Raw genomic sequence first — 15,400 nt, 5'->3', positions numbered from 1 at the left:
GGTTTGAGCGATGAATGCGATCCTTGAAATGCGAGGGATCACCAAGGCGTTTCCGGGCGTGAAGGCGCTGGACAACGTCAACATCACCGTGAAATCCGGCGAGATCCATGCGCTGGTCGGCGAGAACGGCGCCGGGAAATCGACCCTGATGAAGGTGCTGAGCGGAGTCTACCCGCATGGTTCCTATTCCGGAGAGATCATCTACGAGGGTCAGGAACGCCGCTTCAAGGGCATCGCCGACAGCGAAGAGCTCGGCATCATCATCATCCACCAGGAGCTTGCCCTCGTGCCGCTCCTGTCGATTGCCGAAAACATCTTCCTCGGGAACGAGCGGGCGACATACGGGGTCATCGACTGGTCGGCGGTTTTCGCACGCACGAAGGAGTTGCTCAAGGTCGTGGGCCTCGACGAGTCCCCCGACACGCTGGTGACCAATATCGGCGTCGGCAAGCAGCAGCTCGTCGAGATCGCCAAGGCGCTTTCCAAGCGGGTCAAGCTGCTCATCCTCGACGAGCCGACCGCGAGCCTGAACGAGAAGGACAGCGACGCGCTGCTGAACCTTCTCCTGCAATTCAAGGCCAAAGGAATTTCCTCGATTCTGATATCGCACAAGCTCAACGAAATATCGAAGGTCGCGGATTCCATCACAGTGCTTCGTGACGGCGGCACGGTCGAAACGCTGGATTGCAGGGCCGAGGCGGTCTCTGAGGACCGGATCATCCGCGACATGGTCGGGCGGACCATGGCCGACCGCTACCCCAAGCGGCAGGCCAACATCGGCGAGACGATCTTCCAGGTGGAGAACTGGTCGGCCCATCATCCACTTCATTCCAGTGTGCAGGTGGTCAAGAACGTCAACCTGCATATCCGGCGCGGCGAAATCGTCGGCATCGCGGGCCTGATGGGGGCAGGGCGGACGGAATTCGCCATGAGCCTCTTCGGCCGGAGCTATGGCCAGAACATCTCCGGTCGGGTGCTCCTATACGGCAAGGAGATCGATGTCGGAACGGTACAGAAAGCCGTTGCGGACGGGATCGCCTACGCCACCGAGGACCGGAAAACCTACGGCCTCGTTCTCGAAGAGGACATCCGCAAGAACATCACCCTGGCGAATCTGGAGGGGGTATCGAGCAACCTCGTCATCGACGACATGAGGGAGCTTGCCGTCGCCAACGACTACCGGGCGAAGATGCGGATCCGTTCTTCCAGCGTGTTCCAGGAGGCGGTGAACCTGTCGGGCGGGAACCAGCAGAAGGTCGTCCTGAGCAAGTGGCTCTTTTCCGATCCGGAGATCCTGATCCTGGACGAGCCGACCCGCGGGATCGATGTGGGCGCCAAGTACGAAATCTATACGATTATCAACGGTCTGGCCGAGGCCGGTAAGGGCGTCCTCATGATCTCGTCCGAGATGCCGGAGCTGCTCGGCATGTGCGATAGGATCTATGTGATGAACGAGGGCGCGATCATCGCGGAGCTCGACGCCGCCGAGGCCTCACAGGAAAAGATCATGCATGCTATCGTCAAGTCGGGGAGGCGCTGAGATGGATACGAGAACCACCGACGAGCTTCACGTTCCCCAGCAGACATCGTGGTTCGAGTTCGTCAAATCCCACTTCCGCGACTACGGAATGCTGCTGTCGCTGCTCGCGATCATGCTGTTCTTCCAGGTCGTGACCAACGGCACCCTCCTGCGTCCGCTCAATCTCACGAACCTGGTTCTGCAGAACAGCTACATCGTCATCATGGCGCTCGGCATGCTGCTCGTCATCGTGGCGGGGCACATCGACCTCTCGGTCGGCTCCATCGTCGGTTTCGTCGGCGGCCTGGCCGCAATGATGATGGTCCGCTGGGGCTTCGATCCTGTCACGACGACGGTTGCATGTCTCGCCGTCGGCGGCCTGATCGGCGCGGCCCAGGGCTACTGGGTGGCCTATTTCAAGGTGCCGTCCTTCATCGTGACGCTCGCAGGCATGCTCGTGTTCAAAGGGCTGACGCTGGCCCTTCTCGGCGGCATGTCGGTCGGTCCGTTTCCGGTGGTCTTCCAGCGCCTCAGCTCCGGCTTCATCCCCGACGTCTTCGGCGGGGAGGGCTTCAACTACACCTCCCTGTTCCTCGGTGTGGCGAGCGTCGCAGCACTGGTTTATTTCAGCGCCCGCAGCCGGGCGAACCAGCTCAAACACAACGTGGCGACCGCGCCTCTCGGCCTTTTCGTTTTCAAGAACGCTCTTCTCGCCGCCCTCGTCATCGCCTTCTGCTATCTGATGGCGACCTATCGCGGCCTGCCCAACGTTCTCGTCATCATGGCCGTGCTCATCGCGCTCTACGCTTTCGTGACCAACCGCACGACAATCGGCCGGCGCATCTATGCCCTGGGCGGAAACGAAAAGGCGGCGAAGCTCTCGGGCATCAAGACGGAGCGCCTGACCTTCCTCACCTTCGTGAACATGGGAGTGCTGGCGGGACTGGCCGGCCTCATCTTCGCCGCTCGCCTCAATACGGCGACGCCGAAGGCCGGCCTCGGGTTCGAGCTGGATGTGATCGCGGCCGTCTTCATCGGCGGTGCATCGGCAACGGGGGGCGTCGGAAAGGTCACCGGGGCCGTGATCGGCGCTTTCGTCATGGGGGTTATGAACAACGGCATGTCGATCCTCGGCATCGGGATCGATTACCAGCAGGTCATCAAGGGCCTGGTGCTCCTGGCGGCCGTGTCCCTCGACGTCTACAATCGTAAGAAGTGATACAAGAACCCCCGCTTCCACAGCGGGAGTTCGACTTTGTATGGCGGTCCTGCCGCCTTGCCTTTCGGGAGGGAAGGGCGCATCTGGGCCTGCATGCGGAATGGAGAACGCTTATGACCAAGAACTATATTGCGGGCGAATGGGTTGCTGCGTCCGAGGCCTCACCGAACCTCAATCCGTCCAATACCAATGACGTGATCGGCGACTTCGCCCGTGCTTCGGCTGCCGAGGCGCAAGCTGCCATCGACGCGGCCTATGATGCCTTCCCCGCCTGGGCGCATTCCTCCATCCAGACCCGGCACGACATCCTCAAGGCCGTGGGCGACGAGATCCTGGCCCGCAAGGAAGAGCTCGGGCGCCTGCTCTCGCGCGAAGAGGGCAAGACCCTGCCCGAGGGCATCGGCGAGGTCGCCCGCGCCGGCCAGATCTTCCAGTTCTTCGCTGGCGAGTGCCTGCGCATGGCAGGCGAGAAGCTGCCGTCCGTCCGCCCGGCCATCGACGTCGAGATCACCCGCGAGCCAGTCGGCGTGGTGGGCCTGATCACGCCCTGGAACTTCCCCATCGCGATCCCAGCCTGGAAGATCGCTCCGGCGCTCGCCTACGGCAACACGGTCGTGTTCAAGCCCGCCGAGCTGGTGCCGGCCTCGGCCCATGCATTGTCCGAGATCATCATCCGCGCCGGCGTTCCCGCAGGCGTGTTCAACCTGGTGATGGGCAGGGGCTCCGTGGTCGGCGAAGCGATGCTGCAGAGCCCGAAGGTGGCGGCCATTTCCTTTACCGGATCGGTGCCGACGGGACGTCGCGTGGCCCAGACCTGCATCACGACGGATCCCATGAAGAAGGTCCAGCTCGAGATGGGCGGCAAGAACCCGATGGTCGTGCTCGACGACGCCGACCTGAAGGTGGCGGTCGAATGCGCCGTCAACAGCGCGTTCTTCTCCACCGGCCAGCGTTGCACCGCCTCCTCGCGCCTGATCGTGACGGAAGGCATCCATGACCGGTTCGTTCAGGCGATGCAGGAGCGCATGCAGGGCCTCGTGATCGACGATGCCCTCAAGAGCGGCACCCATATCGGACCGGTGGTGGATCAGAGCCAGCTCGACCAGGACCTGAAGTATATCCGCATCGGCCAGGAAGAGGGCGCCAAGCTCGTGGCGGGCGGCGAACTCCTGAAGCGCGACGCGCCCGGCTTCTATCTGTCGCCGGCGCTGTTCACGGGCGTGGAGAACACGATGCGCGTGGCGCGCGAGGAGATCTTCGGGCCCGTTGCGACCGTGATCAGGGCCAAGAACTACGACGAGGCGCTGGAGATCGCCAACGACACGCCGTTCGGCCTGTCTTCCGGCATCTGCACCACGAGCCTGAAATACGCCGGCCACTTCAAGCGGCATGCGGAGGCTGGCATGGTGATGGTGAACCTGCCGACGGCGGGCGTGGATTATCACGTGCCGTTCGGCGGCCGGAAGGGCTCCTCCTATGGTCCACGCGAGCAGGGCCGCTACGCGCAGGAGTTCTACACCACCGTCAAGACCGCCTATACCTTCGACGGCAACGGACCTTACGTGCCGAAGACGAAGGGAAGCGAATAAGCTCGGCTTGCGGGGGCGTTGCAGCACTGAAGCGCTGCAACGCCCGGACTTCCCCGTATCAACGACGAGAGTTCCATGACCCAGACGATTTACGGCTCCCTGAAGGGCAAGACGGTTCTCATCACCGGGGGCGCCAGCGGAATCGGCGAGAGCATCGCGCGCTCCTTTCATGCGCAGGGCAGCAAGGTCGCCGTTCTGGACTATGACGCGCAAGCCGGCGAGGCGCTCGCGAAGGAGCTCGGCGGGCGGGTGCAGTTCGAGCACAGCGACGTCCGCGACATCCCGGCCCTACAGGCCGCCATCCGCCGCGCGAGCGAGGCTCTCGGTCCGATCACTGTTCTCGTCAACAACGCGGCGCGGGACGATCGCCACACGATCGATCAGGTCACGCCGGACTATTGGCGGGAGCGGTTCGCCACCAATCTCGACCACCAGTTCTTCGCAGCCCAGGCCGTGTTGCCGGATATGGAGAGGGCGGGCGAGGGATCGATCATCAACATGGGCTCCACGAGCTACATGGTGAGCGACGATTCCTTCGCAGCCTACAAGACCGCGAAATCTGCCGTGGTCGGCCTTACCCGCGCCCTGGCCCGAGAGTTGGGTCCGAAGAATATCCGCGTGAACTGCATCGTTCCGGGCTGGATCATGACCCAGCGCCAGATCGATCTTTGGCTCACTCCGGAAGGCGAGCAGGAGCTGCTGAAGCGGCAATGCGTCAAGCGCAAGCTGGTGCCGCAGGATATCGCGAATTTCGCGCTTTTCCTCGGTTCCGACGATTCGAGCGCGATGTCCGCCCAGACCTATCTGGTGGACGGCGGCTGGGTTTGAGCCCTCCGGGTGCCAATGCCGCATCGCTCGAAAGCCGGCCCACGGGCCGGCTTTTCATTTCGGGCCCAAAGCGCCGTCGCAAGTTTCCCGCAAGCATGAGATCCCAAGCTCGTCCCAACGAAACGGATTCGTTCTGGGGGACTTTCGAATGGCGACCTTGTTGACCTGTGCGGTGATTGCCTCGATGGCAGGGCTCATCATTCCGCCGACCTTCAAGATCATGAGCCTTGATCGCGATGCCAGGATGGCGTTGCGGCGCGGTGGGACGGCATTCGCTCCCGAATAACCCCGTGCCGGCTCTGAAGCCGTGACTCCTCGTCCTGTATGAGGCATTGCCGGGAGCCGCCTTGCGCCCCGCTCGCCCGCCGGTCACGCGGGCGGGAATTTATTCTGATTCCAGGCTGATGCCGTCTCGGGTCCAGTTCCAGACCGTGTAGAGAGCGCCGTTGCGATCGAGAACATAGACGTTGTGGTCAGCCGACGCCCCGGCGCGGTAGGCTGAGGTCACGGCGAATCTCAGGGCGGTGGTCCGGAAGTGGAAGGCGCCGAGGTCCCGGCCCTGATGGAGAACAGACCAACGCCTGTCGCGGTATGCAACGCAGTACGCTTCGTGGGGCATTCAGGCTCCTCCGAAGTAATTTCGTCGTCGAACGGTGCGAGTTTGCTAAACGCCGTTGGCGGTCGGCGCAACCCTTTGATCGCGTTTCTTTAGCCGCAGGGAGTTAAGGATGTGTGGATGCGCGGCATGGCCGGTCCCGGGCCGTGCGACAGAATCAAACCCGAACGACGTTGAGCGCCAAGCTCAGGAGGCCGATGCCGACCGCCAGCACGAAAAGATCGCAGATCTTTGCGAGCGCGTCGGTGCCGGGATGTGAATTTCTATCGGGCATGGCAAAACCTTAACCAAATTTCGGCGAGCTAGGCAATAATGCTTAAGGTTAATATTCTTCTTCCATTAACGTCCGCTTTACGCCGACGGCTCCTGGCAGACATCGACCCATTCCGCCGCGACGAGGGCCGCCATACGCTCAGGGCGGATGCGCACGGCTGCATGGATGGAGCCGGCGGCGGGCACGACTTCCTCGAAAGCCTTGAGAGAAATATCGCAATAGACCGGTAACGGTGTTGCGAGTCCGAACGGGCACACGCCTCCGACAGGATGTCCTGTGAGCGACTGGACCTGCTCGGCATCCAGCATCGATGCCTTGCCGCCGAAGGTTGCCTTCACCTTTCGATTGTCGAGGCGGGTGTCGCCGCGGGTCACGACCAGGAAGCTCCGGTCGCCTACGCGGAGCGACAGGGTTTTCGCGATCCGCCCCGGCTCCACCCCATGGGCTTCTGCGGCTTGCGTCACTGTAGCCGTGCTGGTTTCCATCTCAACAATCTCGATGTCCGGTGCATTCTTCGAGAAGAATGCACGTACGGATTCAAGGCTCATTGCTCGCGACTCCCAAGTGGGTGAAAGGGCACGGCAGGAATACACAACGTCTTCCGGCAAAGGAAGACGTCTCACGTCTATCCGTGAAACATTGTGGCGCGGGAGTGTTTTTCGTTGCGTGTCCCTGTTCCGATTACTGGAAGACGATCCAGCCGATCAGCAGGAGGGGTGCGACGACGCCGAGCGTGAACGGCACGATGTGGTGGGCCATGGCGAGCATCCTTTGACGATCGTTCTTCCATGACGGAGGGGCATCGGTCGGTGAGGTGCCGCACATGGCCGAACGGGGAAGGTGAGCGCAGGCAAGGAGAGATCTTTGTAAAACGGACGTCGGGCACGCGGTGCCGTGATTGCCTGACTTCATAATCCCGGTGCATTCTCTTGCGCTCACGGATAGGGCACACTAGCTTCACCCGCTTCGACAACGTGCGCCTCTGCAAGAACATTCGGAATGCCGCTTCTGTCTCCTGAACAATGCCGTGCCGCTCGCGGCCTCCTGGACTGGACCCAAGAAGATCTGGCGGAGCGCGCCAATGTCTCGCGCAGTACCATCCGCGATTTCGAGAACGGGCGTCACTCGCTGAATCCCATGACGGCAGCCCAGGTTGTTGCCGCTTTCGAGTGCGGCGGAGCGCAATTGATCCCGCCCGGTGACGCTGGGCCTGGTGTGCGGTTCAGAAGACCGACCGGCTAAACCATCGGATGTGAAAAGTGGGACCCAGCTTTGGGGTCTGTCCGATGTTCACGCTCCTTGTGTGGAATCGGCTTTCTTCTTCGGCCGGTCCGCATTTGCGAACGGCGAACCAGATCCAGTTCGCCGTATTGTCTCGTCCGTTTCAGTTCTTCTCCGGCGGAACGGCGTCCTCCACGTCATCGGCCGGCGGAACGTCGCCGCTGCCTTCCGTGCGGTCGCGATAGAGTGCGGCACGGACGAGGAGCGTCAATGTCACCGGGGTGGTCAACGTGACAAAGACGGCGATGAGGATCTCATGGAGGACAGGGCGAGCCTCGATCACACTGAAAAAGAGGGCTGATCCCGCCAGAATGCTGGCCATGCCGACAGTCGTGCCGAGCGTCGGTGCGTGAACGCGCGCATAGAAGCTGCCGAGCCGAACGAGGCCGATGGAGCCGATGAGAGTGACGCTCGCCCCCAGCAGCACGAAAAACGCGGTCAGCAGCGCGGCCCATGTGGGCAATTCACCTGCCGCGCTCATTCGATGACCTCGCCACGCATGAGGAACTTCGCGAGTGCGACGGTCGCGACGAATCCGAGGAGCCCCATGATGAGCGCTGCCTCGAAGTAGAACATGTTGCCAACCCGAATCCCGAAAGTCAGCACCATCAGGAGCGCGTTCACGTAGAGCGTATCCAGTCCCAGGATGCGATCCTGTGCGCGCGGCCCGAAGATAAGGCGATAGGTCGCGCAGCACATGGCGAAGCCGAGCATCACCTGTGCCGCGAGGATGGACCATGAAAGAACGAGATTGCTCATTCGAAGATTTCCATCAGCAGGCGCTCGTAACGGTACTTGATCGTTTCGATCCACACGGTTTCGTCGATGAGATCCAGCACATGCAGCAACAGGGTGCCTTTCGCGGCGTCGTAGCTCACCCAGATCGTTCCAGGCGTCGACGTAATGATGATGGACAGAACCGCGAGCCCGTGACGGCTGCGCATATCGAGCGGAATGGTCATGAAGCCTGCGTTCGCACCGGGCTCACTGGGACGAACGATGATACGCGCGACGGCGATGTTCGAACGCAGAATGTCGAACAGCACCAGGCCCAGCAGCCGCAGGGCCGCAAAAGGGCGGCGGATGCGAGGCTTGTCCGGTCTGAGCGCCGCCATGGCCCACGAGCTCAGAACGGCGAGCACGCTGCCGAGGATGACATGTCCGGCCGACAGGGACTGGTTCAGGAGAAGCCACAGGACAAGGATCGCAGCGGAGAGAAGCGGGAAGGGCAAAAGCCAGCTCATGGGCTTCTCTCCTTCTGTCCGCCGTCAGTCTTCGGCAGCGGCAGCACGCCATCGACATAGGTCTGTGGAGAGCGCAGGCTCCGGGTGGTCTCATCCATGTAGCGCATGACCGGACCACCGGCGACGGTGAGGCCGAGGCAGAGGGCGAGAAGGCAGAGAACCGGTGCAATCTCGATGACCCGGACCCTGGGGACGCTATCGTCCAGACGCGCCCAGAAGCTGCTGATGCCGGTGCGTGTCATCGCAATCAGGGTCGCAAGACCCGAGACGATCAGCAGCGCGATCAGCACCCATGTCTGCGTGGCGATTGCGCCTTTGGTTCCCAACATCGCTGCCATCATGGCGAATTTGGCGATAAAGCCGGACAGGGGCGGCAGGCCCGCCAGGAGCAGGGCACACGCGATGAAGCTTCCACCCAGGAGAGCAATGGTCGCTGGGATCGCGACACCGACTTCCTCTTCGAAGAGGTCGTCTTCCCCATAGGCCTCCATCGTCACGGCCAGCACGTCGGCACCGGGATCGCGCATGCGTTCGACCAACTCAACGAGCAGGAAGAAGGCGGCAATCGCCAGGGTGGAGCTGACGAGATAAAACAGCGTCGGCCCGATGATGGCGTTGTTGCCCGTGCCGATGGCTGCGACGAGGGTTCCCGACGAGATGAGGACACTGCACCCGGCCAGACGAGGGAGGGACTGCGAGGCCAGAACGCCGACGGTGCCGAAGACGATGGTCAGCATGCCTGCGAGAAGCAGCCAGACACCGCCAAACCCCGCCAGAGCCCCGGCATCCGATCCGAATATCAACATCCAAAGACGCAGGACCACATAGATCCCGAGCTTGCTCATAATCGCAAAGATCGCCGCCGCGGGCGCGGAGGCTGCCGCATAGGTGGTCGGGAGCCAGAAATTCAGCGGCCACACACCTGCCTTCATCAGGAAGGCTGTGCCGAGGATCGCGGCAGCGGTCGCCAGGAGAGCGGCGTCTCCGGGTGCGAGATGCGGAATCCGCGCGGCGAGGTCTGCCATGTTGAGCGTGCCGGTTACGCCGTATGCGAGGCTCGCGCCGATCAGGAACATCAGCGAGGCCGTCAGATTGATGGCGATATAGGCGAGGCCGGCCCTGACGCGAAGCAGTCCGGCTCCATGGAGGACGAGCCCATAGGATGCCGCCAGCAGCACCTCGAAGAACACGAAAAGATTGAAAAGGTCGCCGGTCAGAAACGCCCCGTTGAGTCCCATGAGCTGGATCTGGAAGATCGTGTGGAATCTCGGTCCGGCACGATGCCACCGCGCGAGCGAATAGAGCAGCGATGCGAGACCGAGCACGCTCGTCAGTACCAGCATGAGTGCGGACAGGCGATCCAGCACGAGCACGATGCCGAAGGGGGCGGGCCAATTGCCCAGGCGGTATACGAGGACGGACGAAGCGTCCGCGGCAGCGGGCGTCGCGTCGGCGAGGCGCAGCAGAGTGATCGAGATGATCAGCAGCCCGACCGTCGTCGCAATTCCGATCGCGCCCTTGAGGACACGGTGACGCTCGTCGAGAAGGAGCATCACCGCGCCTGATACGAGCGGCAGCAGGATCGGCAGAATAATCAGATGATCGAGCCAGGTCATCCCTGCCCGTCCTCCCGGCCGTCGACGTGATCGGTTCCCGTGAGGCCGCGCGACGCCAGCAGAACGACCAGGAAGAGGGCGGTCATCGCGAAGCTGATGACGATGGCGGTGAGAACGAGCGCCTGCGGCAGCGGGTCCGCATAGAGCGCCGGATCTGTGGCCTCGGCATTCTCGAGGACCGGAGCTGCGCCGATCCTCAGCCGGCCCATGGCGAAGATGAACAAGTTCACCGCATAGGAGAGCAGGGACAGCCCGATGATGACCTGAAACGTGCGGGGGCGCAGCAGCAGCCAGACGCCGGAAGCTGTCAGGATGCCGACCGCCAGCGCGAAGATGAGCTCCATCATGCGTCGTCCCTCACAGGCGAAGGTTGCGGGGATGGCAGCGGCGCACGGGGCGTGCGGGGGCTGCGGACGGACTGGTGAGCCAGCGCAATCAGAATGAGAACCGTGGCGCCGACCACAACGGCAAAGACGCCGAGGTCGAACAGGAGCGCGGTGGCTGCGGGTACCTTCCCGATGAGGGGCAGTTCCAGATACTCGAAATGGGAGGTGAGGAAGGGATGCGCGAACGCCCAAGCCCCCGCGCCGGTAAGGGCGGCGCAGAGCAGTCCCAGCCCCATCCAGCTGATGGGAAGAATGCGTAGCCTTGCCTCGACCCACCGGGTTCCGCCCGCCATGTACTGGAGGACGAGAGCGATCGACAGCGTGACGCCGGCCGCGAAGCCGCCGCCTGGCAGGTCGTGGCCGCGCAGGAAGAGATAGATCGCAAACACCCCGATGACCGGGAAGAGCCACTGCATGATGACGGATGGGATCGCGAGATAATCCGAGAGCGTATCGCCGACGGCCCGATCCGGGCTCGCATCGTCGTAGGCGTCCTGCATCTGCTGCTGCTCGGGAGCGTCAACGCTCTCTGGAGCGGGTCGGAACCTCCGAAGCAGAGAGAAGACGGTGATCGCCACTACGGCCAGGACCACGATCTCGCCAAAAGTATCGAAACCGCGGAAATCGACGAGGATGACGTTGACCACGTTGCGTCCACCACCCTCCGCGTAAGCGTTCTCGATGAAGTATCGTGAAATGGTGTTGGGCAGAGGCTGCGTGAGCATCGCGTAAACGATCAGCGACATGCCTGCGCCGGCCGCGATCGCCAGGGCGAGATCGCGTCCGCGACGCAGTCGCGCGCGGAACCCGACGAAAAGACCCTCGTCCGCCATCTCGAAGCGTTTCGGCATCCAGCGCAGACCGAGAAGGAGAAGCACAGTGGTGACGATTTCGACGAGGAGCTGGGTGATCGCGAGATCCGGCGCCGAGAACCAAACGAAGGTGACGCAGGTGACCAGCCCGGCGCCCCCCATGAGAACCATGGCGGCGAGACGATGGTACTTGGCTTGATGGGCCGCGCCGACGGCACAGAGGCCGCCGACGATCCAGAGCAGAAGGAAGGCGGGATCGAACTCCGTGCCGACATGGGAGCCTCCTTCGAGGCCGTGCTGGTAGAGAGGCCAGAGCGCAGCCAGCACGGCGAAGGCCACGAGCAGGCGCAACTGCGGCTGAAGGCGCTGCGTTCCCATCATCCGTTCGATGGAGCGCGCCCAGCGCCATGAGACCGCGACGAGAATGCGCTCGAAGATGCGCTGGCCTTTAAGCCGCCGCATGAGCGGGGGGCCGTCGATGCCTTTGGCGAGATAACCCTGCAGCATCCAATAGAGGAGAATGCCCACCGCGAGAGCGATGACGCTCATGAGCAGGGGCTCGTTGAACCCGTGCCACACGGCGAGGCTGTAGTAGGGCGTGTCGGGGCCGAGGACCGCTCTCACCGCTGCCGAGAGGAAAGGCTTGATGGTCAGCGCCGGCACAATGCCCACGAGCAGGCAAACGAGGACGAGAAGCTCGATGGGAAACCGCATCCAATGCGGCGGCTCGTGGGGCGTCCGCGGCAGGTCGGTCGCCGGCTTGCCGAAGAACACGCCATGGATGAATCGCAAGGAATAAGCCACGCTGAAAGCGCTGGCGAGCATCGCGAAGTAGGGCAGGGAGTGGTCGAGAAGCGAATCGACGTGGAAGGCCGCGGCCTCGGCGAAGAACATCTCCTTCGACAGAAAGCCGTTGAGCAGAGGCACGCCGGCCATGGCGGCCGCGGCGACCATGGCCAGGGTTGCCGTGATTGGCATGAAGCGGAACAACCCATTCAACTTCCGGATGTCGCGGGTGCCGGATTCGTGGTCGATAATGCCCGCGGCCATGAAGAGCGACGCCTTGAAGGTCGCGTGATTGATGGTGTGGAAGATCGCCGCCACCGCCGCGAGCGGACTCCCCAGCCCAAGCAGCAGCGTGATCAGGCCGAGATGACTGATGGTGGAATAAGCGAGAAGCCCTTTCAGATCCTGCTGGAAGATGGCTGCATAGGCGCCGAGCAGCAGCGTGCTGAGGCCCGCCGTCACCACGATGTAGAACCAGGCTTCCGTGCCTGAGAGAACCGGCCAGAGCAGGGTGAGGAGGAACACCCCCGCCTTCACCATGGTCGCGGAGTGGAGATAGGCCGAGACCGGTGTCGGCGCCGCCATGGCCTGGGGCAGCCAGAAATGGAACGGGAATTGGGCGCTCTTGGTGAGGGCCCCCAGAAGGATCAGGATCAGTGTGGGCAGGTAGAGATCGCTGCCGCGGATGCGTGCTCCTGATGCAAGCACCCGATCGAGATCGTAGCTGCCGACGATATGGCCGAGCAGGAGCACGCCGACGAGCAGGCACAGCCCGCCCGTGGCCGTGACCGTCAGGGCCATGCGCGCTCCTTCGCGCGCGCTCGCATTGTGATGCCAGTAACCGATGAGCAGGAAGGAGAAGAGGCTCGTCATCTCCCAGAAGAAGACGAGCTGAACCAGGTTGCCGGAGAGCACGATGCCCAGCATCGCGCCCATGAAGGCGAGGAGGAAGGCGAAGAAACGGGGCACCGGATCGGCCGGAGACATGTAGTAGCGCGCATAGAGCACGACCAGGAAGCCGATGCCGGTGACCAGCATGGAAAACAGCCAGGTGAAGCCGGTCAGTCTCAGCGTGAAATCCAGCCCCAGCGTCGGCAGCCACTCGACGCTCAGGCGCAGCACTCCGCCGTGGCTGACGGCGGGATATTGGGCGGCGACGAGGACCGTCCCAGAGAAAGCAATGGTTCCGGCCAGGAAGGCGGCGCCATTCCTGGCGTCCTGCCGCAGGAACGCAGCGACGAGGCTTCCGACGAACGGAAGGAGGACGATAGCCAGGAGAGGCATGTCAACAGGCATAAGGTGAGCGATCTCCTTCCGGGTGGGGAGCGCGGGGGGAACTCCGAAATGGGTGTTATGCCGCCCAATATGGTTGACGTCCTTTGCCGGAAGCAAGGCCGCCGTCCAATAAAATTGGCGTTATGGCCGAGTTGGAGGCCTCGCGGCGTCCGCAGATCCACGATGATCTCGATGAATAAGGTTATATCATGTGGAATGTGAGCTGCGTCGGCAGATTTCCGGAGGAGGCGCTCATGTCGAATAGACGGTTCGCGAAGGCTCTGTTGCAGGGAGCGGTCCGTCCGGACCGCTCCCGATTCGACATGCATTGGTCTTCGTTTCAGCGAAGCGTTCGCCGTCACTCCGCCGCAGCTACGCTGTTCACCTCGCCCAGCCGCTGCAATGTCGCCGCATCGAGATCCCGGGTCACGGGTATGCCGTTCTTGTACTGAAACTCTTCGATGGCTTGCCGCGTGCTCGGACCGATGACACCGTCCGCAGAGAGCGGGCCGTAACCGAGTTTGGTGAGGGCCTTCTGCGCCGTCGAGATCACGACCCTCTCCGGATCTTCCAGAGGAGCCGCCGATCCGGTCGCCGAAACGGCCGTTTGTTCAGCGTCCGGGGCCGAGCTGTCAGCGGCGTTCCGGGCAGGTTCGTCCGCCCTCATATCGTCACGGCGCCGTGTCAGTTCGTCGATCTCCTTTCGCAAGTCCGAGGCCTGCGATTGAAGAGATGCCAGGTCCGACTTTGCGGCCAGGGCCGTCTCGCGCTCGTGCAGAAACTTCATCTGACTCTGGGCAAGCGTGGAAACCTGCTCTCTGAGCTCGCGCTCTACCCTGTCGGATCGCTGGCCGGACAGGAACCACATACCCCAACCCGTCGCGGCTGCGATGGCAAGCGCCAGAATGAGAACATGACTGAATGTCCGCCGCTCGGCCACATACCTCGCCGTCATCTTTTCTCCTCATGTTTGATCGCTGATCCCGGTCTTGCGTAAAACTCTTCAATGTGGCCCGAAAGTGGCTGGGCAAACATGCTCCGAGAGCCGACACGCGAGCCATCAGTGGACTTACTTACGGATTAGCCACAAACGTCAGATCGTAGACGAACGACGAAAACGGGCTGCGTTCGAGAACGGAAGGTCATGGTTTGACCATGATTTCAGCTAGGTTAGCTCGATATCCCTCGTGCCGATCGAAACCGAATGTTGAAGGAACGACTGTGCTGCTGAAGCAGAAAGGAAATGGATCTCATGTGAGCCCCGCCCTCGTCGCCGTCCTGGCGCTTGCGGGAGTCTCGGGTTGGAGTCTGTCTCTCTATTCCATGTGGACCCAGGTCGGTCTCGAGGACCAGCTGCGCGTGCAGACGGCTGCACTGCATGCCTCCGAAGCGCAATACTCGGCTCAGCGCCAGAAGGCGGACGAAGACGCCAAGGAACTCGCAACCCTCCGGCAGGAGCTTTCACAGACACAATCGCAGATCCAGAACCTCACGGCGCAGGCCGAGCAGGCGAGCGATGAGGCGGCGAAGGCGCGAGAGCAGGTGGCCGCAGCGCAGCAGGGTGGTCTTTTCCCAGGCATCGGCATGTCTCAGGAAATCCTGAGCATCAAGCCACGCCCGACGAAAGAAGATGTCATGGCGGCGCAGCAGGCGCTGTCCCAGCTTCGTTTCGGATCGATCAAGGCCGACGGTGCGATGGGCCCCTCGACACGCGAGGCTATCGAGAAGTTTCAGCGCGCGGCGGGCCTTCCCGTCACGGGTGAACTCCATGCTCAGACACTCTCGACGCTCACGAGGGCGGCGAAGGTGATGGCGGCACAGAGCGACACCCCTTGAGCGATCTTACCCGGCCGGTTCCCAGGCCTTGAGGAATTACACGCCGCGTTCACAAGCTGTTGAACGGGCGGCAAGCCGCTGGGCACGTTGTCGAAATCGGGTTGAGCGTCGCTCCGCGG

General features: G+C 62.6%; 17 protein-coding genes. 7 read left to right on the top strand and 10 right to left on the bottom strand.

The genetic code is table 11. The features are described 5' to 3' along the window. Positions 1-10 precede the first annotated feature (10 nt). The 5 genes from mmsA (at position 11) to ACS5Q0_RS07430 (ending at position 5,441) form a co-directional block, all read left to right on the top strand. Positions 11-1,540, top strand: a complete 1,530-nt coding sequence (gene mmsA, locus ACS5Q0_RS07450; RefSeq protein WP_473125984.1) for a multiple monosaccharide ABC transporter ATP-binding protein — start codon at positions 11-13, stop codon at positions 1,538-1,540. 1 nt (position 1,541) lies between these two features. Continuing rightward, positions 1,542-2,738 carry a multiple monosaccharide ABC transporter permease gene (mmsB, locus tag ACS5Q0_RS07445; RefSeq protein ID WP_473125983.1) on the top strand — a complete coding sequence of 399 codons (1,197 nt, stop codon included), beginning with the start codon at positions 1,542-1,544 and terminating at the stop codon, positions 2,736-2,738. Between the two features lie 113 nt (positions 2,739-2,851). Next, positions 2,852-4,327, top strand: coding sequence for an aldehyde dehydrogenase family protein (locus tag ACS5Q0_RS07440; RefSeq protein ID WP_473125982.1), 1,476 nt, complete (start codon positions 2,852-2,854; stop codon positions 4,325-4,327). 75 nt (positions 4,328-4,402) lie between these two features. Next, positions 4,403-5,155 carry an SDR family NAD(P)-dependent oxidoreductase gene (locus ACS5Q0_RS07435; RefSeq protein ID WP_473125981.1) on the top strand — a complete coding sequence of 251 codons (753 nt, stop codon included), beginning with the start codon at positions 4,403-4,405 and terminating at the stop codon, positions 5,153-5,155. A gap of 148 nt (positions 5,156-5,303) precedes the next feature. After that, complete coding sequence (locus ACS5Q0_RS07430) at positions 5,304-5,441, top strand: hypothetical protein (RefSeq protein WP_473125980.1); 138 nt, start codon at positions 5,304-5,306, stop codon at positions 5,439-5,441. Between the two features lie 99 nt (positions 5,442-5,540). On the opposite strand, the gene ACS5Q0_RS07425 is transcribed toward ACS5Q0_RS07430, so the two are convergent. The 3 genes from ACS5Q0_RS07425 to ACS5Q0_RS07415 all read right to left on the bottom strand — a co-directional run bounded on the left by ACS5Q0_RS07425 (position 5,541) and on the right by ACS5Q0_RS07415 (position 6,870). After that, a complete protein-coding gene (locus tag ACS5Q0_RS07425) occupies positions 5,541-5,774 on the bottom strand; it encodes a hypothetical protein (protein ID WP_473125979.1) in 234 nt (77 codons plus the stop codon). A gap of 348 nt (positions 5,775-6,122) precedes the next feature. Then, entirely contained in the window at positions 6,123-6,593 is a 471-nt protein-coding gene (locus tag ACS5Q0_RS07420; protein ID WP_473125978.1) for a YbaK/EbsC family protein, read from the bottom strand. Between the two features lie 133 nt (positions 6,594-6,726). Then, entirely contained in the window at positions 6,727-6,870 is a 144-nt protein-coding gene (locus ACS5Q0_RS07415; RefSeq protein WP_473125977.1) for a hypothetical protein, read from the bottom strand. 174 nt (positions 6,871-7,044) lie between these two features. Between ACS5Q0_RS07415 and ACS5Q0_RS07410 the strand changes: the two genes are divergently transcribed. After that, on the top strand, positions 7,045-7,287 hold the full coding sequence (locus ACS5Q0_RS07410; RefSeq protein WP_473125976.1) for a helix-turn-helix transcriptional regulator: 243 nt from the start codon (positions 7,045-7,047) through the stop codon (positions 7,285-7,287). 142 nt (positions 7,288-7,429) lie between these two features. Here the strand turns inward: ACS5Q0_RS07410 and mnhG are convergent, their stop codons facing one another. The 7 genes from mnhG to ACS5Q0_RS07375 form a co-directional block, all read right to left on the bottom strand. After that, positions 7,430-7,807 (bottom strand): monovalent cation/H(+) antiporter subunit G, encoded by a 378-nt coding sequence (mnhG, locus tag ACS5Q0_RS07405; RefSeq protein WP_473125975.1) that lies wholly within the window; start codon positions 7,805-7,807, stop codon positions 7,430-7,432. Then, positions 7,804-8,085: a K+/H+ antiporter subunit F gene (locus ACS5Q0_RS07400; RefSeq protein WP_473125974.1), complete on the bottom strand. Its 282-nt coding sequence runs from the start codon at positions 8,083-8,085 to the stop codon at positions 7,804-7,806. Before ACS5Q0_RS07400 ends, mnhG begins: the two co-directional genes overlap by 4 nt. Then, positions 8,082-8,570: a Na+/H+ antiporter subunit E gene (locus tag ACS5Q0_RS07395; protein WP_473125973.1), complete on the bottom strand. Its 489-nt coding sequence runs from the start codon at positions 8,568-8,570 to the stop codon at positions 8,082-8,084. The genes ACS5Q0_RS07400 and ACS5Q0_RS07395 overlap by 4 nt, the downstream gene beginning before the upstream one ends. After that, positions 8,567-10,186 (bottom strand): monovalent cation/H+ antiporter subunit D, encoded by a 1,620-nt coding sequence (locus ACS5Q0_RS07390; RefSeq protein ID WP_473125972.1) that lies wholly within the window; start codon positions 10,184-10,186, stop codon positions 8,567-8,569. The genes ACS5Q0_RS07395 and ACS5Q0_RS07390 overlap by 4 nt, the downstream gene beginning before the upstream one ends. After that, positions 10,183-10,530 (bottom strand): Na+/H+ antiporter subunit C, encoded by a 348-nt coding sequence (locus tag ACS5Q0_RS07385; protein ID WP_473126149.1) that lies wholly within the window; start codon positions 10,528-10,530, stop codon positions 10,183-10,185. The genes ACS5Q0_RS07390 and ACS5Q0_RS07385 overlap by 4 nt, the downstream gene beginning before the upstream one ends. Beyond that, the gene (locus ACS5Q0_RS07380) at positions 10,530-13,466 is read right to left on the bottom strand and encodes a monovalent cation/H+ antiporter subunit A (RefSeq protein WP_473125971.1); all 2,937 of its coding nucleotides are present in this window, start codon (positions 13,464-13,466) and stop codon (positions 10,530-10,532) included. Before ACS5Q0_RS07380 ends, ACS5Q0_RS07385 begins: the two co-directional genes overlap by 1 nt. 337 nt (positions 13,467-13,803) lie before the next feature. Beyond that, positions 13,804-14,400 carry a peptidoglycan-binding domain-containing protein gene (locus tag ACS5Q0_RS07375; protein ID WP_473125970.1) on the bottom strand — a complete coding sequence of 199 codons (597 nt, stop codon included), beginning with the start codon at positions 14,398-14,400 and terminating at the stop codon, positions 13,804-13,806. Between the two features lie 299 nt (positions 14,401-14,699). On the opposite strand from ACS5Q0_RS07375, the gene ACS5Q0_RS07370 reads away from it, so the two are divergent. Beyond that, positions 14,700-15,281, top strand: coding sequence for a peptidoglycan-binding domain-containing protein (locus ACS5Q0_RS07370; protein WP_473125969.1), 582 nt, complete (start codon positions 14,700-14,702; stop codon positions 15,279-15,281). The last annotated feature ends 119 nt before the right edge of the window (positions 15,282-15,400 follow it).

It is taken from the genome of Microvirga sp. HS2 (assembly GCF_055792805.1).
The sequence above is the reverse complement of the archived record's forward strand: the minus strand, read 5'-3'. Positions and strand labels throughout refer to the sequence as shown.